Raw genomic sequence first — 21771 nt, forward strand, 5'->3', positions numbered from 1 at the left:
TCGGAGCGGATCGGCGGCTGTCGCAGCCGGCCCGATCCGCTTCCGCTGTGCATCGAACAAGAAACGGCGGTGCACAGCGTCGCGCCTGTATTATAAGGGCTCATGTTCAGCGACCTGATTTCGTCGGTCGTCGAGTTCCTGCGACTGAATCCCGGCTTTGCCTATCTGGCCGCATTCCTGCTGGCCTTTTCGGAATCCATTCCGATTGTCGGCGCCGTCGTCCCCGGAACCGCGACCATCCTCGCCTTGAGCGCCCTCGTGCCGAGCGGCGTGCTCGTCTTCTGGCCGCTGCTCGCAGCCACGGTCCTCGGCGCCATCGCTGGCGACGGTTTGTCGTTCTGGCTGGGCCATCGCTATCACCGCGGCGTCCTCGGGGCGTGGCCCTTCAGCCGCTATCCGGATCTCGTGCGCCACAGCGAAACCTTCTTCGACCGCCACGGCGACAAGAGCGTCTTTCTTGCCCGCTTCATTCCCGGCGTCAGGGCCTTTGTTCCCTTGCTTGCCGGCGTCCTCAACATGGGCGTTGCCACCTTCTACACCGTGAACGTCGCCTCGGCGCTCGTCTGGGCGCCCGTGCATGTCCTGTCGGGCATGCTGGTCGGCACGTCGGTTGGCATGCTGGGCGAAGCGGCCAAGCCGCTGGCGCTGCTGCTGGTCGTCACCGTCATCGGGCTATGGGTGGTTGTGCAGGTGGTGCGCCTCACCCTGCGCCATGTGATGCCCGTCCTCCTGCTCGGTGCCGGGCATACGCGCATCTGGGCAGAGAAGCAGCCGGGATGGCTGCCGCGTTATCTCGCCGCCGTGCTCGATCCGCAGCAGAGCGACGCGCGCGTGTTGGCCGCTCTCATTCTCGTTCTGGCGGCCGGCGCGTGGACCTTCTTCGGCATTCTGGAAGACGTCGTCACCGGCGATCCGCTCGTTTACGCCGATCAGGCCATCTACAATATTTTTCAGGAGCTTCGCTCCGGCCCCGGCGATTCCATCATGATCGCGGTCACCGAACTCGGCGACACCAGCGTGGTCGTCGCCATGGTTCTGGCGGTGCTTGGCTGGCTGCTGTGGAAGGGCGCCTGGCGGACGGCGGGCTACTGGCTGGCGGCCATTGCCGGCGCCTCGATGCTCAACACGGCGATCAAGGTCGCCCTGCACCGCACCCGCCCGATCGGGGATCTCTACAACGGCTGGAGCGCCTTCTCCTTCCCGAGCGGGCACAGCACGATCAACTTCGTCCTCTACGGCTTCCTTGCCTTTCTCCTGGCGCGCTTCGCGTCGGGCCGGATGAAGATCGCGATCGCCTTTACGGCAGCCTGTTTTGCCTTCGCGATCGCCTTCTCGCGCCTTTATCTCGGCGCGCACTGGTTCTCCGATGTGGCGGGCGGTCTCGCGTTCGGCTCGGCATGGCTGGCGCTGCTTGTGCTCTTCTACATGCGCCGCCCGGCCGAACGGCTGCCGACGGCGCCATTTGTTGCGGTCTGCCTTCTGGTGCTCGTCGGCTTCGGTGGGTTTCATGTCGATCGCAATCACGCACGGGACGTCGAGCGCTATGCGGTTCGCACGGCCGTGCCGACGATGACGCTGGCCGACTGGCGGGGGACGCGATGGCAGGATCTGGCCGTCTGGCGCACCGACCTGACCGGAGAGCAGGAGGAGCCGCTGACCATCCAGTGGGCCGGCGATCTTGAACCCTTGCGAACGGCTTTGCTGGCAGAGGGGTGGCAGCCATCGCCGCCGTGGACCGTCGCCAACGCGCTGCATTGGTTGACGCCGGGCGCATCGCCTGAGGGCTTGCCCGTGGTCCCCCTGCTTTCCAGCGGCCAACCTTCCGGTTTGGCGCTCATCCTGCCGGAGCCGGCATCATCGGGTGCGCGCCACGTCTTCCGCCTTTGGCCCGCCAACTTCAATGTCATCGACGGTCGCAAGAGCCCGCTCTGGGTCGGGTCCGTCATCAATGAGCAGTTGGTCGCGCCGCTTTCATTGGTGACGATCCCGCGAATGCAGCCGGCCGACCGGCCGATGCTTGCGTCAATCGAAACGGCGCTGGCTAAGGCCGGCATCACGGTGGAACGTCACAGCCGTCCGGAAGGCACGAACCCGGTCCTGCTCGGGTTCGTGCCTTGAGGCGGGGGAGATCCAGGCTCCGTCAGCGGCCCGTGATGCCCGGAAAGACGATCAGGGTCGCAACCGCCAGCACCTGAAGGCAGATGAAGGGCAGCAGCGACTTGAAGATGTCGCCGAGGCTGATCTCCGGTGGCGCGACGCTTTTCAGATAGAAGGCGGCGGGGCCAAAGGGCGGCGACAGGAACGAGACCTGCATGTTCATGGCGAAGAGCACGCCGAACCAGACCGGATCGTAGCCGAGCTTGATGATGATCGGCACGAAGATCGGCATGGTCAAAAGCGCGATGCCGACCCAGTCGAGGAACATGCCGAGGACGAAGAGGATCGCCATCATCACAAGCAGGACGACGGTCGGATTGTCAGAAACGCCGGTCAGAAGGTCGGAGACGAACTTGATGCCGCCCATCAGGTTGAAGACGCCGACGAGGGCGCTGGCGCCGATGCCGATCCACACGATCATGCCGCAGGTCGAGAGCGTCTGGAGAGCGGCATCACGGAGGAGCCGCAAGGAGAACTCGCCGCGCACCACGGTGGAGAGGATCACGCCGGCAACGCCGACCGCCGAGGCCTCGGTCACCGAGGCGATGCCGCCGTAGATCGAGCCGAGCACGAAGGAAACGACCAGTGCCGGCAGGATCAGTCCCTTGAGCTTTGAAAGCTTCTTCGCAAAGGGAATGCCGTCGGGCTCCGGCACCGGCGCAAGCGACGGATTGAGCCAGGCGCGGATCAGCACGTAGACGACATAGAACATCGCCAGCATGAAGCCGGGAATGAAGGCCGAGGTGAAGAGGTCGCCGATCGAGACGTTGGCGGTAAGACCGTAGATGATGAGCACGATCGACGGCGGGACCATGGTGCCGAGCGAGCCGCCGGCGCAGATGACGCCGATCGCGAGATTGCGGTCGTAGCCGAGCCGCAGCATCTGCGGCAGGGCGATGAGGCCGAGAAGCACGATCTCGCCGCCGATGATGCCGCTCATGGCCGCGAGGATCACGGCGACGAAGATGGTCTGCACCGCGATGCCGCCGCGCAGCCGTCCGCCGATCAGGCGCATCGCGTCGAAGAGGTCTCGGGCGATGCCGGACCGGTCGAGGATCGCCGCCATCAGCACGAACATCGGCACGGAGACGAAGACGAAGGACGAGACGAAGGAATAGACGCGGCTGGTGATCAGCGGCACGGCCATCGGGCCGAACCAGCCGACCGCGAAGATGAGGGCGACGAGCAGCGTGACGAAGGCAAGCGGGATGCCGAGCACCAGAAGCGCCAGCATCAGGCCGAACATCACCAGTGTGCCGAGTTCGACGCCGAGCGATTTCAGATTGAAGAGAAAGTCGAGGGCGTGCATCAGCGCGCCTCCCGCTTCGCAACGGCCCGGCGGGCGTGATTGATCGCAAGGATCACGAACTGCACCGTCATCACGGCCATGACAGCCAGCAGGAAGAGCTTGAGAAGGGCAGGGAAGGGCGGGTCCCAGGCGCTGCCCGAGGTTTCCAGGTGAATGGAGCCGTCAGGGCGGAAGATGGCGCGCTTGACGAGTTCCCACGACGCCCACGCGAAGAAGGCGGAAGCAATCGCCGAGATGATCGAGATGATCACGTCCAGCCCCCGGCGCACGGTTGGGCTCACGGCATCGTAGATCAGGACGACGCGGATATGGCTGTCGCGGGCGGTGCAGTAGAGCCCGCCGTAGACGAAGGCGAGCGCGCACAGGAAGACGGTCGTCTCGTGCGCCCAGATCGTCGGCGCGTTGAAGACATAGCGCAGCACCACTTCCTGGATCAGGATCAGCATTGCGGCGAGGAGTCCGAGGGCGAAGATCAGTCCGCCCTTGTCGATCGCCTTGCCGAGCCAGCCTGCTTCCGGGATCGCATACCGCTCCTCGCGCGGCATTTCGAACTCACCTTCCGGCAGCGCCATGTTGTCCTCCCACATATGAGAAATGCGGCCTGAAGCGGGATGAGATCAGGCGACCGTTCATCCCGCCCCGAACGTTGGTCGGAGCATCGGGCCGAAAACCGGTTCCGGCGTTTCGGCCCGATGCCTTGGCTGCATTCCCTTGGTCTTGTTGGTTTGGTCAGTCCAGATTGACGAGCCCGTTGTCCTGCAGATAGGCGACCAGCACGTCGTAGACCTTCTTGGCGTTGGCCGACTTTTCGGCGACCTTTTCCCACTGGCCGATCGCGATCTTGCGGAACTTGGCGCGTTCCTCGTCCGACCAGTTGTGGATGTGGATCTTGCCGCCGGCCTCGGCCTGCTTCACGGCCTCCTTGTCCTTCTCGGAAAGCACCTCGACTTCATGCAGGGCGAAGTCGTGAACGCTTTCGGTGAGGGTCGTCTTGATGTCGTCCGGCAGCTCGTCCCACTTCTGCTTGTTCATCGAGATTTCGACGAGCGGCATCGAGTGGAAGCCCGGATAGACCGGGTTTGGGGCGATGTCGTTGAGGCCCTGGGCCTGGTTGGTCGAAAAGACGGTGTAGTCGGCCGCGTCGATCACGCCTTTGTCGAGCGAGGTGAAGACTTCCGAACCGGGCAGGTTGACCGGCGCGGCGCCTGCGGCGGCGAAGACCTGCTGCACGAGGCCTTCCGGCGCACGCATCTTGAGGCCCTTGAGGTCGGCAACGCCGTCGAGCGGCACCTTGGAGACGAGGGATTCCAGGCCCGGCGTGGTCGCACCGATGAAGTGCAGGCCATAGGGCTCGAGCAGCGAGTTCATGAGCTCGTTGCCGCCGCCCTTCTCCATGAAGTCGAACATCTGCTGCGGATCGGACCAGGCGCCGACCGGATTGGCGATGAGGCCGAAGGCGGCGTCCTTGCCGGCGAAATAGGACGTGTCGGTGATATGGCCGTCGAGGATTCCGGCGGCGATGGCGTCCTGGGTTTCCTGATGCTCGACGATGCTGCCGACGGGCAGCAGTTCGATCTCGACCTTGCCGCCGGTCTTCTCGGCGACCGACTTGGCCCAGCCCTGCTGCAGCTCGAAATTCGGATTGCCGGCCGGGTCGCTCGACTGGAACTTGAACGAATAGTCGGCGGCCCAGACGGGGCCGGCGATCGCCACGGTGGCCACGGCGGCAAGCGTCACTTTAGCAAAAGACTTCAACATGCTCTTTCCTCCCATTGTCAAAGACTGAAACATTCGTCCCGCTGAGCGACCTCCTCGCTCAGCGTCTTTCGTCACCGTTCCCGATCAGTGGGGTGACAAATGAAATGGCCTCGGCCGTCATCTCCTGTTGCGTCTGCCCGACATCGATCCGGATCAGCGGCGCCTCGTCCTCGGTCGGCGGCTCCAGATCGGCAAGCTGGCTGGCCAGCAGGCTCGTCGGCATGAAGTGGTCCTTGCGGCCCGTCATGCGCTCGTGGATCAGGTCGGGCGAGCCGGTGAGATGCACGATGGCGAAGCGGCCGAGCTTCTCGCGCAGCCGTTCGCGATAGCTCCGCTTCAGGGCCGAGCAGGCGAAGACGACGGGGCGGGACGGATCGGCTTCCATGGTGCCGGCGACGACGTTGCCGAGGGCATCGAGCCAACTCCAGCGCATGTCGTCGTTGAGCGGCTGGCCGGCGCGCATGGCATCGACATTCTGCTTGGGATGAAAATCGTCCGCCTCGACGACGCCGCAATGGAGCGCATCGGCGATCGACTGCGCCAGCGTCGTCTTGCCGACGCCGCAAACCCCCATCACCAGGACCGACGAAACCTCGCTCGCCACGATCTTTCCTCCGAAATGTTAGCGCTGTCATATGGCATTTTTCTGCGACCTGTCAAATTTCCTGCTATAGAAATTCTCTACACATTGAATAATAAGAGGAAACGAGGGGATGAACGAACGGAGAGTGACGCTAGCCTCCGTCGCGGAGCGGGTTGGCGTTAGCGCAATCACCGTTTCAAGGGCCCTGCGCACCCCGGAAAAGGTCTCGCCGCCGCTTCTTGAAAAAATCCAGCGCGCTATCGCCGATCTCGGCTACGTGCCGGACCCGGCGGCCCGCGCCCTTGCGTCCGGGCGCACCAACGTCATCGGCGTGCTCATCCCGTCGGTCACCAACAACGTCTTTTCCGATGTCTTGCGCGGCATCTATGCGGCGGTGGAAGGTGAGCCCTTCGAGATCCAGCTCGGCAATTCGCGCTATTCTCCCGTCATGGAGGAGACCCTCTTGCGGGTCTTTCTCAGCCAGAAGCCGGCCGGCCTGATCGTCGCCGGCATCGACCAGTCGGCCGCCTCCCGCAAGATGCTGGAGACGGCGCCCTGTCCGACGGTCCAGATCATGGAGCTTGGGCCCGATCCGATCGACATGATGATCGGCTTCTCGCACTACGACGGCGCCGCCGCCGCGACCCGCCACCTGCTGGAGACCGGCAGCCGCTATCCCGCCTTCGTCGGCGCGCGGATGGACCCGAGAACCCAGCGCCGCTTTGCCGGTTTCCGCGACACATGCGAGGCGGCGGGGCTCTTCTCCGAGGCGCGCTGCATCACCACGCCGGCGCCTTCGACCGTCACGCTCGGCACGCAGCTGTTCGCCGACCTAATCGCCCGCCATCCGAAGATCGACGGCGTCTTCTGCAACAACGACGACCTCGCCCTCGGCATTCTCTTCGAGGCCCAGCGGCGGCACATTCGCGTGCCGGCCGACCTGACGATCTGCGGCTTCAACGACCTTGAGATGATGGCGGTCGCCGAGCCTTCGATCACCAGCGTGCGCACCTACCGCTACGACATGGGGCGGCGGGCGATCGAGATGATATCGGCGCGGATCAGGGGAGGGGACGGCGACACGCCCGCCGTCGTCGATCTCGGCTTCCAGCTTCAGCCGCGCCAGAGCACGGCGAGGGCCGGATAGGCCCCGCCGGTTGGCGCTCTCGGTTCGTGCGGCCGGTCTTGCCGCCTCAGATCGAGCGCTGGTTCACCCGCTTGGAAAGCGCCTCGGCGCTCTCCACCCGCTCCGAATAGCGGTCGACCAGATAGGACGAGCGGCCGCGCACCATAAAGGTGAACTTCACCAGTTCCTCCATCACGTCGACGATCCGGTTGTAGTAGGGCGAGGGCTTCATCCGCCCGGCCTCGTCGAACTCGGCAAAGGCCTTCGGCACCGAGGACTGGTTCGGGATGGTCACCATCCGCATCCAGCGCCCGAGGATACGCATCTGGTTGACCGCGTTGAAGCTTTGCGATCCACCCGAAACCTCCATCACGGCCAGCGTCTTGCCCTGCGTCGGCCGGACGGCGCCGAGCGACAGCGGTAGCCAGTCGATCTGCGCCTTCATGATGCCGGTCATCGCGCCATGGCGTTCGGGCGACACCCAGACCATGCCTTCCGACCACTGGGCAAGGTCGCGTAACTCGGCGACCTTCGGATGATCGACCGGGGCGCCATCGGGCAGCGGCAGCCCTTCGGGAGAAAAGATGCGCGTCTCGGCCCCGAAATACTGCAGCAGGCGGGCGGCCTCCTCGGCGGCAAGGCGCGAATAGGAGCGCTCGCGCAGGGAACCGTAGAGCAGCAGGATGCGGGGCGGATGGCCGGGATCGCCATCGGCCGCCAGCAATGACGAGTCGATGGGCCTGATCTGTTCCGGATCGATGTTGGGCAGGTCCAAGGCGGTCACGCGATCGGTCATGCGCCGGTGCCCTTCACCACCTCGCCATCCTCCTTGGTGAACTCGATGTCCGGATTTTCCAGGATTTCCAGAACCACCTCGGACGGCCGGCAAAGCCGGACGCCCTTCGGCGCCACCACGATGGGCCGATTGATCAGGATCGGATGCGCCATCATGGCGTCGATGAGCTCTTCGTCGCTGAGTTCGGGATTGTCGAGCCCGAGATCGCCATAGGGTGTTCCCTTCTGCCGCAGAACCTCGCGCACGCTGAGCCCGGAGGCTGCGATCAGCTCCTTCAGCCTTTCGCGCGTCGGCGGGGTCTTGAGATACTCGATGACCTCCGGCTCGGCGCCGCTCGCGCGGATCATGGCAAGGGTGTTGCGGGAGGTGCCGCAGGCGGGGTTGTGGTAAATCGTGACGCTCATGAGGAACTCTCTGGGTGTATGGGAATGTGGCCCGCCGAGGGGATGCGCAACAGCCAGGACATCAGCGCGAAGGCGAGAACGGCGCCGATGATCTGCGCCACGATGAAGCCCGGAAGGTCCACCGGGCGAATGCCGGAAAAGGTGTTGGTGAAGGCTCTGGCGATGGCGACCGCCGGATTGGCGAAGGACGTCGACGCGGTGAACCAGTAGGCCGACGTGATGTAGAGCCCGACGAGCCACGGAACCGCCGTCCGCTCGAACCGGATGCCGCTGAGGATGACGGCAACGAGCCCGAAGGCCGCGACGATTTCGGAAAACCACTGCGGGCCGCCGCTGCGGACATGCTCGGAGGCCTGCAGGACCGGCAGGGCGAACATCAGATGCGCCGCAAGCGTGCCGGCAATGCCGCCGATGATCTGGACGAGGACATAGGCTGCTCCGTCCTGCGCCGTCAGATCCTTGCGCAAGACGAAGACGAGCGTCACCGCCGGGTTGAAATGCGCCCCCGAAATGGGGCCGAGGATCGAGATCAGAACGACCAGAATGGCTCCGGTCGCGATCGTGTTGGCCAGAAGCGCGAGTGCCGTGTCGCCGGTCAGGCTCTCGGCCATGATGCCGGACCCGACGACGGCGGCCACAAGGAGCCCGGTGCCGAGGGCCTCGGCAACCAGGCGGCGGGAAAGATCGATACCCGCCATTCAGGCCGCCGATCCGGACTGTGACGTGGAGCCGTCCATGGCGCCGATGCCGCGCAGCTTCGATTGCAGCGCCAGCCGGTCGATGCTGGTGATCGGCAGGCTGACGAAGGCGGCAATGCGGTTGCGCATGAAGCCGAGCGCCTGTTCGAAGGCGGCCCGGCGCCGGAATTCGGGGCCCGCCGCCTTGGCCGGGTCCTCGATGCCCCAGTGGGCCGTCATCGGATGGCCGGGCCAGACCGGGCATTGCTCGCCCGCCGCGTCGTCGCAGACGGTGAAGATGAAATCCATTTGCGGCGCGCCGGGAGCGGCGAATTCGTCCCAGGGCTTCGATCGCAGGCCGTCCGTCGAAATTCCGGCGTTCTCAAGAACCTCCAGCGTCAGGGGATTGACGCCGCCCTTCGGAAAGCTGCCGGCCGAATAGGCCCGAAACCGTCCGTCGCCGAGATGGTTGAGAAGGGCCTCTCCCATGATCGAGCGGGCGGAATTGCCGGTGCATAGGAACAGGACGTTGTAGGTGTGGTCCGTCATGGCTTGGTCTCCCCGAAACAGAACCGCGAAGGCAATGGCCGGTGTCGCGGCAAGGTCATGTTCAAGCGTCTTCCTTGGCGCTTTCTTCGGTCGATTGTGCGGCAGGGCCGGACCGTCCGGCCGTCGTCTGCGGCGTGCAGCAGGGAACGAGATCGTCGACGAGCGGAGCGCAGAGGTCCGGCCGGCCGCCGCAGCAGTCCTTGAGCAGGAACAGCGCGACCTCGCGGATGGTGTCGAGGTGGGCGCGATAGATGATCGACCGGCTCTGGCGCTCGCCGGTAATCAGCCCGGCCCGCGCCAGCACCGAGAGATGGGACGACATCGTGTTCTGCGGCACGTCCATGAGGCGCGCCAGTTCGCCGGCCGGCACGCCCTGCGGCTCCCTCTCGACCAGCAGCCGGAAGGTCTCAAGACGGGTCGGCTGCGCGAGGGCGGCCAGGGCGACGATCGTTCTTTCTGTATCCATAAATCCAGAATAATGGATATATAAAGAAAGGCAAGAGCGTCGGCGTGGAGCCGGATCGTTGCTGGACGTATGGCGACGGACTTCCTCAAGGCGCCGCGGCAGCTTGGTGTTGCCAAGCCCGGAAACGCGTCGTTTCAAGAGCAGGAAAGAGAAAGGAAAACAGCCTCGGGGCAGAGTTTTTCAAGACGTCTGATCTGCACGATACCCGACAGGGTTGTGTATTGTTTCCCTTTGACAGAAGAGTGAATGATTGCGCGGCGGGATTGTTTATTGCCTGAATTTGAAGCTTAAGGATCCCTGCCTGAAATCATGAAAATTGCGCGAAATCCCTGCCTGCTCACCATTCGTCAACCAGAATGGTGAATAGTTTGCCGGCGATGGCTGCAGGCCGCGATGCAAGATCGTGGGCTGGCCAAAGGGACAGGTTATGCGTGAAAAGTTGATCGGATACCTGAAAGGCTTGACGCCTGGGGCGCAGCAGATGCTCCTGCGCGCACTGGAGGACCGTTCCGATCCGGCCGAAATCGACACGCAGACCAAGCTGATCCTGGACGCGGCGCGAGAGGTGGTTCGCTCCGGAGTAGACAGCATGACGCCCGAGGGGCGCCTGGCAACGCTCAGGGAGCTTTTCTTTCAGCCGGTCGCCGCCTTCATCGTCGAGGAGGACGTGGTCAACCGGCAGCACGGGCGTTTCTTTGCCACGTCGATCGCCGGAATCTGGGGTTATCTGATCCGCGACGTGATCCCGGATCTCCTGCCGCCTTGGGTGGACAGCGAGGCGTCGTTGCTGTTCCTGCCGGAATTGGAGCGCAAGCGCCAGCTTCAGTCCATGCGCGACGAGGCGCTGACAAGGCTGGCGACGAAGGTCGAGGATATCCGCGCCAAGCCGAAGGGGCACTTCCGCCTTGTCGGCCTTCTCGGCGGCGAGTTCGCTCTGGCCGACTGCGACGACCTGATCCTGCTCCACAGCCGTCTGGCCCAGATCGTTCTGATGCAACGTGAGTTGCCGGAGAAGATCGCCATCGGGGAGCCTTCCGAAGCGGCCGCCATGAGGACGGCGGAACGTCATCTGATGATGCATCCGGAAGACGTGACCTGGCTTGCCTCCGCCATCCTGCGCCGATCGGTCGCACCTGCCTCTCTGGTGCGCATTGCCGTCGGCATTGCCGGCAGCGACGATGCGGCTGACATTCGCGCGTCGCGGGCGGCCCGGTTTATGGATGTCTATCTCCATGAGGTCGAATGCGTGGTCTGGCGCTTTCGCGAAGCGCTGCACCGGCATCGGGATTTCTCCCTTGTCGAGGCCGAACTCTTCAGGTTTCACCAGATGGTCCGGGCGATCCTCATCGCCGTCGACTTCGATGGCGATCGCGAATGGCGCAAGCGGCTCGGCGATCTGCGCAACGACATGTCCGAGATCATTCGCCCGGCAATCGAAACGACGGTCGCCCTCATTCGCCGCGCGATTCACATCGAGGGCAACAACCTCAGCGTCGATCACAGCATCGACCGGCAAGATGCGCGCTGGGCTGTCCAGCTTCTGGTCCAGGCCCGCAACTGCCGGGAAAGCCTTGCCATCAATGAGGTTGCGGCAAGAACCTTCCAGGCGACGGAGCATGCGATCGAGGTGCTGAGCGAGCGCGTGCTGGAACAGGTGCGCAAACTCGTCGGTCCGGCCCAGGATGAGGCCATCGCCAGCGCCGAACTGATGGTCGACCTGTCCGAACTCGTCTTCGGTCCCGCCTATGCGTCGGTCCGGCGCAAGGCCTTCGACCGGGTCGTCAGCCGCACCCTTCCGTTCTCGGACGTGATCTGACCGGCCGGCCCCGTACCGCAGTGACGCGCCGCAGTGACACGCCTTGACCTCCATCATTGAGATCGGCGCTGAAATCCAGTATTCCACGAGACAATCAGTCCTGCTGCCGCGCGTGCGGGAGTGGGACGTTTTGACGGCTTTTTGAAAGCCAAGGGTGGTTTACGGTTATCTGGCGTTGCACGAGTGTTGTTCGAATCGCTCGGGCGCCTTGACTCAAGGGTATTCGGTTTCTGGTCGTGCGATACCACATGACCGCGAATGCTCGCCGCCGCCGCCGGGCAAGATGCCACGGCAGAAGGACCTGTCTTCGGCATGACCATTTGGATCCTGTTTGCGTTGATGACCGGCATCGCGACCGTTGTGCTGCTGGTGCCGATGGCCCGTGTGGCAAGGCGTGGGACGGTTCGCGATATTGGTCCTGAGGAAGTCCACGATCTCGCCGTCTACAAGGACCAGATGGCGGAGATTGACCGCGACCGGGAACGCGGCGTGCTGGGCGAGGCCGAGGCGAGCGCCGCACGCAACGAGATCGCCCGCCGCCTGCTGCGGGCCGGGGATCGGGCCGAGAGCGCGAGGGACAGCGGCGCAGGACGCAGCCATGCCCGCCTTGCCGCCGTGGCGGTCATTGCCATCGTGCCCTTCGTGGCGCTCGCGGCCTATATCGGCGTCGGCTCGCCGGATATGCCCGACCAGCCACTGGCGTCTCGCGCCTGCGGCCCCGACATCGGCATCGAGAATGTCGTCATCTGCGTGGAAAGGCATCTGGCCCGCAACCCTGCCGATGCCGAGGGCTGGCGTGTGCTGGCTCCGGTTTACATGCGGCTTGGACGTGCTCAGGATGCCGCCAACGCCTATCGGCAGGTGATGGACCTCAGCGGCGAAACGTCCGAGCTTTTGACCGACTATGCCGGGGCGCTGATGATGGCCTCGCAGGGCGTGGTGTCGCGTCCGGCGGTCGAGGCGCTGCAGAAGGCCATGGCCGTCGATCAGGACAACATGCGGGCGCGCTTCTACTATGCTGGCAGCCTGGCGAGCGAAGGCAAGAAGGACGAGGCGCTCAAGGTCTATGACGATATCCTGGCGCGCTCGCCCAAGGATGCGCCTTGGCTCGACGCCGTCCGGCAGGCGCAGGCCATGATCAAGGGCGAGGTGCCCCCCGCAATGGCGGAGGCAGGGCCGGGCGCTGGCGGCATGCCGGGCCCGAACGCAGCGGACGTGGCGGCGGCATCGTCAATGTCGACGCAGGACCGTCAGGCAATGATCGCGGGCATGGTGGCGCGCCTCGCGGGCCGCCTGGAAGAGAACCCCGACGACATCGAAGGCTGGCTGCGCCTCATTCGCGCCTACGGCGTTCTCGGGGATGCGGACAAGCGCACGGCAGCCATCGAAAAGGCCAAGGTGGCTTTCGAGGGCAAGGACGACGCGCTACGGCGGATCGAGGAGGCGGCCGGCGCGACGAACTGACGGCGCGCCGCTCGGGAGCATCGGACCGAAAAGTGCATGCGGTCTTTGGATGGTCCGGTATTCAAGGTATGGAACTTGGGGCATTTTCCCACCAGATGACTTTGTCAGGGTTGGGCAATGCTCAGGGAGAAGAACGAACAAGATGACACGCAAGCAGCGACGTCTGACGATTATCGGTTCAGCGGGAGTGGTTCTCGGCGTTGCCGTCGGGCTCGTTCTCTTTGCCTTGAGCGGCGACATCACGCTGTTCAAGACCCCCACCGACGTCGTCGAGCATGGCGCCAGCCCCGACGCGCGCCTCAGGATCGGCGGACTGGTCGAGAAAGGCTCGGTCATCCGCAACGAATCCAATGCGTCGGTTCGTTTCGAGGTGACCGATACGGTCAACCGGGTTCCGGTGACCTATACGGGCCTGCTGCCGGATCTGTTCCGGGAGGGGCAGGGCGTCGTCGTGGAGGGCCAGCTGGAGCCGGACGGCATCTTCAAGGCCGACAGCGTGCTTGCCAAGCATGACGAGCGCTATATGCCGAAGGAAGTCGTGGATAGCCTGAAGGCCCAGGGTGTCTGGGAAGGCGAGAGCCAGCAGGCGCAGAAATAACAGTTGCTCGCGGGAATGGGCGATAAGGCAGTCGGAGGAAGCAGGCCGTGATGATTTCCGAGATCGGACATTTTGCGCTGGTACTGGCGCTCGCGGTGGCGCTGGTGCAGTCGGTTGTCCCGGTTTACGGCGCGCGGCGGCGCGATGACGCGCTGATGGCGATGGCCGGCCCCGCCGCCATAACCCAGCTGGCGCTGACGGCGATGGCCTTTGCCGCTCTGGTCCACGCCTATGTCGTTTCCGACTTCTCGCTTCTGAACGTCTACCAGAACTCCCATTCGGAAAAGCCGCTGCTCTACAAGGTGACGGGCGTGTGGAGCAACCACGAGGGCTCGATGCTTCTCTGGGTGCTGATCCTCGCGATTTTCGGCGGTGCCGTCGCCTTCTTCGGTGGTACCCTGCCGCGCACGCTGAAGGCCAATGTGCTCGGCGTTCAGGCCTGGATCTCCGTCTCCTTCCTGTCCTTCATCCTGGCCACCTCCAACCCCTTCACGCGCCTCTCGCCGGCGCCGATGGAGGGCAAGGACCTCAACCCCATCCTGCAGGACATCGGCCTCGCCATCCATCCGCCGCTGCTCTACCTCGGCTATGTTGGCTTCTCGATCTCCTTCGCCTTCGCCGTCGCGGCTCTCATCGACGGAAAGATCGACGCGGCCTGGGCACGCTGGGTCAGGCCCTGGACGTTGGCCGCCTGGTGTTTCCTGACCGCCGGCATCGCCATGGGCTCCTACTGGGCCTATTACGAGCTTGGCTGGGGCGGCTGGTGGTTCTGGGATCCGGTCGAGAACGCCTCCTTCATGCCGTGGCTCGTCGGCACGGCGCTGCTCCATTCCGCGCTCGTGATGGAAAAGCGCGACGCGCTGAAGATCTGGACGATCCTGCTCTCGATCCTCACCTTCTCGCTGTCGCTGCTCGGCACCTTCCTGGTCCGGTCCGGCGTGCTGACGTCGGTGCATTCCTTTGCCAGCGACCCGGCGCGCGGTGTCTTCATCCTGTGCATCCTGATGGTCTTCATCGGCGGTTCGCTGTCGCTCTTCGCCTGGCGCGCCTCGGTGCTGAAGCCGGGCGGCATCTTCGCGCCGATCAGCCGTGAAGGCTCGCTCGTCCTCAACAACCTCTTCCTGACGGCGGCCTGCGCGACGGTTCTGGTCGGCACGCTCTATCCAATGGTGCTGGAGGCGGTGACCGGCAAGAAGATTTCCGTCGGCGCGCCCTTCTTCAACCTGACCTTCGGCCCCTTGATGCTGCCGCTGCTCTTCGCCGTGCCCTTCGGCCCGCTGCTGGCCTGGAAGCGGGGCGATATCCTGGCGGCCGCCCAGCGGCTTTTCCTCGCCTTCGGGCTCGGCATCCTCGCGGTGCTGGCCGTGCTCTGGTACGTGACGGGTGCCCCGGTCCTGTCCGCCCTCGGCATCGGCCTTGCGATCTATCTGCTGGTCGGCAGTGTCGCCGAGCTTGGAACGCGCGCGGGATTCCTTCGAAACGGCTTTTCCGGCGGCATGCGCCGTCTGGCCGGATTGCCGCGCTCGGCCTTCGGCACAGCGCTCGCTCACGCCGGTCTCGGCCTGACGCTCGCCGGCATCGTCACGGTGACGAGCTTCGAGACCGAGAAGATCCTCGTGATGCGTTCCGGAGAGACCGCGTCGATCGGCGGGTTTGACGTGACCTTCGACGGCTTCGAGAGCCGCAAGGCCAACACCTACCGCGAGGTCCTCGCCCACATGACCGTCCGGGAAGGCGGCAACCTCGTCACCAGTCTCGCGCCGGCCAAGCGGATGTACGAGGTCCGTCAGATGCCGACGACCGAGGCGGCGATCTACACCCACGGTGTTTCCCAGCTTTACGTGACCCTCGGCGACATCACCGAGGACAATCGCGGCGTGACGGTGCGCATGTGGGAAAAGCCCTTCGTGACGCTGATCTGGATCGGCGCGCTTGTGATGATGGCCGGCGGCGTCCTCTCCCTGTCCGATCGGCGGCTTCGCGTCGGTGCGCCGAAACCAGCCCGTGCGCCCGTTCGCGCGGCGCCAGCGGAGTGAACGCGATGGTCTCGGCTCGTCTTCTTGGACTGGTGCTCGCGGCCTTGCTGTCGGCCGCAACGCCGGCGTTGGCCGTTCTGCCGGACGAGGTGATGAAGGATCCGGTCGAGGAGGCGAGGGCACGGGCGCTGTCGGAGCAACTGCGTTGCCTTGTCTGCCAGAACCAGTCGATCGACGCGTCCGATGCCCAGCTCGCCCGGGATCTGCGTATTCTGGTGCGCGAGCGCATCGCGGCCGGTGACACCGATCAGCAGGTTCTGGACTTCCTGGTCGCGCGCTATGGCGAATTTGTCCTCCTGAAGCCGAGGCTCGACTGGAACAACCTGCTGCTCTGGGCCGTTCCGCCCGGAGCCCTCATCCTCGGCGGAGTCGCCGTGTTTATCGCCCGGCGCCGGAGCGGCAGCCGCGACCTGGAGAGCGACCTTAGCCGCGACGAGCAGGCAAAACTCGAGCGCCTGCTTGACGAACCCGACGTGTGACGCCGCCTCGGCTCGCGTCGCGGGATGACCAAAATTTAATCCGCCGGACAGAGCCGCGTAAGCTTGCGGGCGCTAGCGTCGGTCTCAAGATTGGCGCGGATGATCCCAAGAGCACACATCGACCGATCCTTCTTTCGAATTGCCGGCGATTCCCTCATCGCCGCGATGACAATGAACAAAGCGGCGGACCATACCGGTGGTCCGCCGTTTTTGTCTCTGCGGCGGTTTTTCGCAAAGGTCTGGTGAAACAAGCCATTGGGAGGAGGTTTCAACCGGCGGCGAAGACGGCTATCTAGAGCATGACACGTTCAGGCGAATGCGCGTGAACGCGACCATGATGCTGCGAGTTCAAGAGGCCCATCGAGCGGCGTGAACGCCGCTTCGAGGGGACCAGTGGAGGAAGCGGACGGGAATGCGTGTTCTTGTCGTAGAGGACGATCTGGAGGCGGCGACCTACCTGGCGAAGGCCTTGCGCGAGGCCGGCCATGCCGTCGATCTTGCCGGTGACGGCGAGAAGGGGCTGGAACTCGCCCTGAGCGCGGAACACGACATTCTCGTCGTCGACCGGATGCTGCCGAAGCGCGACGGCCTTTCGATCGTCTCCGAGTTGCGGCAGGGCGGACACGCCGTGCCGGTTCTGATCCTCTCCGCTCTCGGCCAGGTCGACGACCGGGTGGAAGGGCTTCGCGCCGGCGGTGACGACTATCTCGTCAAGCCCTATGCCTTTTCCGAACTGCTTGCCCGCATCGAGGGGCTTGCCCGCCGTAACCGTCCGTCCGATGTCGAGACCCAGTACAAGGTCGGCGACCTGGTGCTGGACCGCCTCTCGCACTCGGTGATGCGCGGCGGCGACGAGATCGTTCTGCAGCCGCGCGAATTCCGCCTGCTCGAATACCTGATGCGCAACGCCGGCCAGGTCGTGACCCGCACCATGCTTCTGGAAAAGGTCTGGGACTATCACTTCGATCCCCAGACCAACGTGATCGACGTCCATATTTCCCGGCTTCGCTCCAAGATCGACAAGGGATACGATCAGCCGCTTCTGCACACGATCCGCGGCGCGGGATACATGGTCCGTGACGGCCTTCGGTAAGCTCTTCCGCACGACGGCGATCAAGCTGTCGCTTCTCTACCTGATCGTCTTTTCGGCGCTCACCGGCTTCGTGCTGGTCTACATCTCGTCCAAGACCTCGGCGTTGTTGTCGAAGACGCTTGAGACGACGATCACGGCCGATCTCGTCACGCTCTCCGACGACTACATGTCCGGAGGTATCCGGCGGCTGGTTGAATCGGTGCTGACGCGCTCCCGGCAACCGGGCGCAAGCCTCTATCTGGTCAAGGATTTCGCCGGCCGCACGGTGGTCGCCAACGTCGGCGACATTCAGCTCACCTCCTTCAGCAAGGACGAGAGCGGCTTCTTCCCGATCCCCTACCATCGCCTCGAGGGCGACACGGTGGCGGAGCACGAGGCCCTGGCGCGCGTCATGCTGCTGCCCGGCGGTGTCCGGCTGCTGGTGGGGCGCGATGTCGGCGAGCGCGATGCCTTCGGCGACGTGATCAAGGATGCGCTTCAGCTCAGCATCCTCGTCTTCGTGATCATGGGCTTTGCAAGCTGGTTCATCGTCAGCCGCACGGTGCTGAGGCGCGTGGAAAGCGTCGCCGAGACCTCCAACCAGATCATGTCGGGCGACCTTTCGCAGCGTCTTCAGATCGTCGGCTCCGGCGACGAGTTCGACAATCTTGCCAGGAGCCTCAATGCCATGCTCGACCGGATCGAGCAGCTCATGGCCGGGCTGAAGGAGGTGTCGGACAACATCGCCCACGACCTGCGCACGCCGCTGACGCGGCTGCGCACGCGCCTGGAGACGGCCTTGGTCATCGCCTCGGACCCCGAGGCGACCCGAGAGGCCGTGGCCGCCTCCGTCGAGGATGCCGATGCCCTGATCGCGACCTTTGATGCTCTTCTGAAAATCGCCCGCGTCGAGGCCGGCTCCACCGGCGACAAGGACGAAGAGGTCGACGCGGCGGCGATCCTTGCCGATCTCGCCGAACTCTACGAGCCCGCTCTGGAGGACATCGACGGCCACCTCGAAATCGATGTCGAGGGGCCTTTGCCGATCGAGGCAAGCCGGGCTCTGGTCTCCCAGGCCATCGTCAACCTGCTCGACAACGCCCTGAAATATGCCTTCGGCGAGGAGTCCGATCTGTCTGGCCGCACGCCGCTGTTGCGCCTTGTCGGCCGCGCTGAGAACGGTCACATCCGGCTGTCCGTGACCGACAACGGCCCGGGTATTCCTGCGGAAGATCGCCAGCGCGTCCTGCAGCGCTTCGTGCGCCTCGACGTCAGCCGCAGCCGTCCGGGGTCGGGCCTCGGTCTGGCACTCGTTTCGGCGGTGGCGCACTATTACGGCGGCCGGTTCAAGCTGGGCGACGCCGAGCCCGGCCTTGCAGCGACGCTGATTCTGCCCGAGTCTGGCAGGAAACCACGCCGGTCGACGGCGTCAGGCGAAGAAAAAGAAGAAGGAAAGAACGCCCATGTCGGTCCAAGCGCCCCGGAGCGAGCAAGCCGAACCGACCATTGATCTCAAGCACCTCTCGCCGCGGGCCCTTGTCCGCCGGCTGACCTGCGTGCCGCAGATCGGCCCCGACCGGGCACGGGCCGAGGACGATCTGAATGATGCCCTGAAGAGCGCGGAGGCTGCCGTCGCCGCCGACCTTGAGGGGCTGTTCGGCGCCGATCCGCGCGTGAAGGACTTTCTGCTCGGCGTCATCGCCAATGCACCCTATTTGCGCGATCTCATTCGCATCGATCCCGCCGCGACGCTGGCCTCCCTGACGCACGCGCCCGAGGCGCGCATGGAAGCGCTGCTGACGCGCATCCGCGACATGCCGCTGCAAAGCGAGGCGCAGGTGATGACGGATCTGCGCCGCGTCAAGCGCGAGGCGGCGCTGCTGATTGCTCTCGCCGATCTCGGCGGTGTCTGGGAGCTTCTGTCCGTCACCCAGGCGCTGACCCGCCTTGCCGACGCCTCCGTTTCCGGCGCGATCCGGTTCCTGCTCGCGGAGGCGGCGACCCAGGGCAAGTTCCTGCCGCACGATGCCGCCGATCCGGAGCAGGGGAGCGGTCTCGTCATTCTCGCGATGGGCAAGCAGGGGGCAGGCGAGCTCAACTACTCCAGCGACATCGACCTCATCGTCTTCTACGACGGCGAGGCCGCCCCGGTCGCCGAGGGCATCGAGGTCGGCACCTTCTTCGTCCGTCTCATTCGGCGCATGGTCAAGATCCTCCAGGACCGGACGAAAGACGGCTACGTCTTCCGTACGGACCTGCGCCTGCGGCCGGACCCCGGCGCGACGGCGGTGGCCATCTCGCTCGCCGCCGCCTTCCACTACTATGAGAGCGTCGGACAGAACTGGGAGCGCGCGGCGCTGATCAAGTCGCGCCCTTGCGCCGGCGACCAGAAGGCGGGCTGGCGGTTCCTGGAGAACATTCGCCCCTTCGTCTGGCGCAAATACCTCGACTATGCTGCCATCCGCGACATTCACTCGATCAAGCGGCAGATCCATGCGGTCAAGGGCCATGGCAACATCGCCATCGCGGGGCACAATCTGAAGCTCGGACGCGGCGGCATCCGCGAGATCGAGTTCTTCGTCCAGACCCAGCAGCTGATCGCCGGCGGTCGGGAACTCGACCTGCGCGGGCGTGAGACGATTCCGATGCTCAGGGCGCTGACCGAGCTTGGCTGGCTGGAGCCCAAAAGCCGCGACGAGCTGATCGAGGCCTATGTTTTCCTGCGCCGGATCGAGCACCGCATCCAGATGGTCGCGGACGAGCAGACCCATACGCTTCCCGAGGCCCCGGAGGGGATCGACAGGATCGCGCGACTTTCAGGCTTTGCCGATCGGGAGAGCTTTTCAAAGGCGCTGCATCAGCGGCTCGTCACCGTCAGCGAGCACTATGTCGATCTCTTCGATCAGGAGGCTGCTCTCTCAAGCGACGGCGGCAACATGGTCTTCACCGGCGACGAGGATGACCCGGAGACGGTCGCCACCCTGCGTCAGCTCGGTTTCGCCCGCCCGGAGGACGCGATCCGCGCCGTCAGGACATGGCATTTCGGCCGCTATCCCGTCACGATCCCGACCAAGTCGCGGGAGATCCTGACCGAATTGACGCCGCGCCTCCTGGCCACCTTCGGCCAGACCGATGCGGCCGATCAGGCGCTCACCGCCTTCGACAGCTTTCTTTCGCGTCTGCCGGCAGGCGTTCAGCTTTTCTCGCTTCTGAGCGCCAACCCCAATCTCATCGACCTCATCGCCACGATCATGGGCACCGCGCCGCGCCTTGCCGAGATCGTCGCCCGCAGGCCGCATGTGATGGACGCGGTGCTGGAACCGACCTTCTTCGGCAGCCGCCCGCGCGTGGTCGATATCGGTCGCCGTCTCGCCTCGCAGATGAAGGAGGCCGTCGGCTACGAGGACAAGCTCGACCGCCTCCGTATTGTGGCCAAGGAGCAGCAGTTCCTCATCGGCGTGCGCATTCTCTCCGGCACGCTGTCGGCCCGGCAGGCCGGCGAGGCCTACGCGGGCCTTGCCGAGGCGATCCTGCGCCAACTCCTGCCACATGTGATCGGCGAGTTCGAGGCCCGGCACGGCAAGATGCCCGGCGGACGCTTCACCGTTCTCGGCATGGGCAAGCTCGGCGGCCGCGAGATGACGGCGACCTCCGATCTCGACCTCATCCTGCTCTACGATCACAACCCCGAGGCCCAGGCGTCCGATGGTGCGAAGCCGTTGGCGCCGACGCAGTATTATGCCCGCCTGACCCAGCGGCTTGTGGCCGCCCTGACGGCGCCGACCGCCGAGGGCAAGCTCTTCGAGGTGGATTTCCAGCTCCGTCCGTCGGGCAATTCGGGGCCGCTCGCGACCCATATCGAGGCTTTCGACCGCTATCACGAAAAGGAAGCCTGGACCTGGGAGCACATGGCCCTGACCCGCGCCCGCGTCGTTGCCGGCAGTCGGACGCTGGGCGCCGAGGCCGACGCGATTATCCTCAGGACGCTGACGCAGGCGCGAGACGGGGCCGCGATCCTGGCCGATGTCGCCGACATGCGCGCGCGCGTCGAGGAAGAGCTTGGCAGCAAGGATCCCTGGAATTTCAAGCGTGTGGCTGGCGGCCAGTTCGACGTCGAGTTCATCGCTCAGGCTTTGCAGCTTGTCCACGCCTCCGACGATCCGCATGTCCTGTCGCACACGACGGAAACAGCATTGGAGCAACTGGTCTCTGCGGGGAAACTCGATGCCCAGGATGGCGCGGCGCTGCTGGCCGCGACAAGGCTCTATCAAGAACTTGGCCTGCTCATCCGCCTTGCCATCATCGGCGCCTTCGATCCGAAAGAGGCACCGCGCGGCTTCCTGGCTCTCGTTGCCCGTGCCGGCGAGATGCCGGACGTCGCGAGCCTGGAGGCGCACCTGATCGAAACGGAACGGGCGGTGCGGGATATTTTCGAGCGGACGATCGGCAAGGTCGAGCGGCGCAAGGACGACGGCTGAGCC

General features: G+C 64.8%; 19 protein-coding genes. 10 read left to right on the top strand and 9 right to left on the bottom strand.

The window, feature by feature from the left end:
* The first annotated feature begins 102 nt into the window (after nt 1-102).
* Nucleotides 103-2118, top strand: a complete 2016-nt coding sequence (locus tag HDIA_RS07175) for a bifunctional DedA family/phosphatase PAP2 family protein (RefSeq protein WP_099555546.1) — start codon at nt 103-105, stop codon at nt 2116-2118.
* 22 nt (nt 2119-2140) lie between these two features.
* Here the strand turns inward: HDIA_RS07175 and HDIA_RS07180 are convergent, their stop codons facing one another.
* The 4 genes from HDIA_RS07180 to HDIA_RS07195 all read right to left on the bottom strand — a co-directional run bounded on the left by HDIA_RS07180 (nt 2141) and on the right by HDIA_RS07195 (nt 5828).
* The gene (locus HDIA_RS07180; RefSeq protein ID WP_099555547.1) at nt 2141-3466 is read right to left on the bottom strand and encodes a TRAP transporter large permease; all 1326 of its coding nucleotides are present in this window, start codon (nt 3464-3466) and stop codon (nt 2141-2143) included.
* Nucleotides 3466-4038 (bottom strand): TRAP transporter small permease subunit, encoded by a 573-nt coding sequence (locus HDIA_RS07185; RefSeq protein ID WP_099555548.1) that lies wholly within the window; start codon nt 4036-4038, stop codon nt 3466-3468. The genes HDIA_RS07180 and HDIA_RS07185 overlap by 1 nt, the downstream gene beginning before the upstream one ends.
* Nucleotides 4039-4195: 157 nt before the next feature.
* A complete protein-coding gene (locus HDIA_RS07190) occupies nt 4196-5224 on the bottom strand; it encodes a TRAP transporter substrate-binding protein (RefSeq protein WP_099555549.1) in 1029 nt (342 codons plus the stop codon).
* 58 nt (nt 5225-5282) lie between these two features.
* The gene (locus tag HDIA_RS07195) at nt 5283-5828 is read right to left on the bottom strand and encodes a gluconokinase (RefSeq protein ID WP_215905863.1); all 546 of its coding nucleotides are present in this window, start codon (nt 5826-5828) and stop codon (nt 5283-5285) included.
* A 109-nt stretch (nt 5829-5937) separates the two neighbouring features.
* On the opposite strand from HDIA_RS07195, the gene gntR reads away from it, so the two are divergent.
* Complete coding sequence (gene gntR / locus HDIA_RS07200) at nt 5938-6954, top strand: HTH-type transcriptional regulator GntR (RefSeq protein ID WP_099555550.1); 1017 nt, start codon at nt 5938-5940, stop codon at nt 6952-6954.
* A gap of 46 nt (nt 6955-7000) precedes the next feature.
* Here gntR and arsH read toward each other — a convergent pair whose 3' ends face one another.
* The 5 genes from arsH to HDIA_RS07225 all read right to left on the bottom strand — a co-directional run bounded on the left by arsH (nt 7001) and on the right by HDIA_RS07225 (nt 9825).
* On the bottom strand, nt 7001-7729 hold the full coding sequence (gene arsH, locus HDIA_RS07205; protein WP_099555551.1) for an arsenical resistance protein ArsH: 729 nt from the start codon (nt 7727-7729) through the stop codon (nt 7001-7003).
* Nucleotides 7726-8133, bottom strand: a complete 408-nt coding sequence (gene arsC, locus HDIA_RS07210) for an arsenate reductase (glutaredoxin) (protein WP_099555552.1) — start codon at nt 8131-8133, stop codon at nt 7726-7728. Before arsC ends, arsH begins: the two co-directional genes overlap by 4 nt.
* Complete coding sequence (locus HDIA_RS07215) at nt 8130-8831, bottom strand: aquaporin (RefSeq protein WP_099555553.1); 702 nt, start codon at nt 8829-8831, stop codon at nt 8130-8132. The genes arsC and HDIA_RS07215 overlap by 4 nt, the downstream gene beginning before the upstream one ends.
* The gene (locus tag HDIA_RS07220; RefSeq protein ID WP_099555554.1) at nt 8832-9359 is read right to left on the bottom strand and encodes an arsenate reductase ArsC; all 528 of its coding nucleotides are present in this window, start codon (nt 9357-9359) and stop codon (nt 8832-8834) included.
* Between the two features lie 61 nt (nt 9360-9420).
* Entirely contained in the window at nt 9421-9825 is a 405-nt protein-coding gene (locus tag HDIA_RS07225) for an ArsR/SmtB family transcription factor (protein WP_099555555.1), read from the bottom strand.
* 427 nt (nt 9826-10252) lie between these two features.
* On the opposite strand from HDIA_RS07225, the gene HDIA_RS07230 reads away from it, so the two are divergent.
* From HDIA_RS07230 to HDIA_RS07265, 8 genes are all read left to right on the top strand, one after another.
* Entirely contained in the window at nt 10253-11641 is a 1389-nt protein-coding gene (locus tag HDIA_RS07230) for a hypothetical protein (protein WP_099555556.1), read from the top strand.
* Nucleotides 11642-11953: 312 nt separating this feature from the next.
* A complete protein-coding gene (gene ccmI / locus HDIA_RS07235) occupies nt 11954-13105 on the top strand; it encodes a c-type cytochrome biogenesis protein CcmI (RefSeq protein ID WP_157775410.1) in 1152 nt (383 codons plus the stop codon).
* 142 nt (nt 13106-13247) lie between these two features.
* Nucleotides 13248-13703 carry a cytochrome c maturation protein CcmE gene (gene ccmE, locus HDIA_RS07240; RefSeq protein WP_099555558.1) on the top strand — a complete coding sequence of 152 codons (456 nt, stop codon included), beginning with the start codon at nt 13248-13250 and terminating at the stop codon, nt 13701-13703.
* A gap of 50 nt (nt 13704-13753) precedes the next feature.
* A complete protein-coding gene (locus HDIA_RS07245; RefSeq protein WP_099555559.1) occupies nt 13754-15739 on the top strand; it encodes a heme lyase CcmF/NrfE family subunit in 1986 nt (661 codons plus the stop codon).
* Between the two features lie 5 nt (nt 15740-15744).
* Complete coding sequence (locus HDIA_RS07250; protein WP_099555560.1) at nt 15745-16218, top strand: cytochrome c-type biogenesis protein; 474 nt, start codon at nt 15745-15747, stop codon at nt 16216-16218.
* A 412-nt stretch (nt 16219-16630) separates the two neighbouring features.
* A complete protein-coding gene (locus HDIA_RS07255) occupies nt 16631-17311 on the top strand; it encodes a response regulator transcription factor (protein WP_099555561.1) in 681 nt (226 codons plus the stop codon).
* The gene (locus HDIA_RS07260) at nt 17295-18800 is read left to right on the top strand and encodes an ATP-binding protein (RefSeq protein ID WP_099555562.1); all 1506 of its coding nucleotides are present in this window, start codon (nt 17295-17297) and stop codon (nt 18798-18800) included. The genes HDIA_RS07255 and HDIA_RS07260 overlap by 17 nt, the downstream gene beginning before the upstream one ends.
* Complete coding sequence (locus tag HDIA_RS07265; protein WP_099555563.1) at nt 18754-21768, top strand: bifunctional [glutamine synthetase] adenylyltransferase/[glutamine synthetase]-adenylyl-L-tyrosine phosphorylase; 3015 nt, start codon at nt 18754-18756, stop codon at nt 21766-21768. Before HDIA_RS07260 ends, HDIA_RS07265 begins: the two co-directional genes overlap by 47 nt.
* Nucleotides 21769-21771: the final 3 nt, after the last annotated feature.

Source organism: Hartmannibacter diazotrophicus, from assembly GCF_900231165.1.
Lineage (GTDB): Bacteria > Pseudomonadota > Alphaproteobacteria > Rhizobiales > Pleomorphomonadaceae > Hartmannibacter > Hartmannibacter diazotrophicus.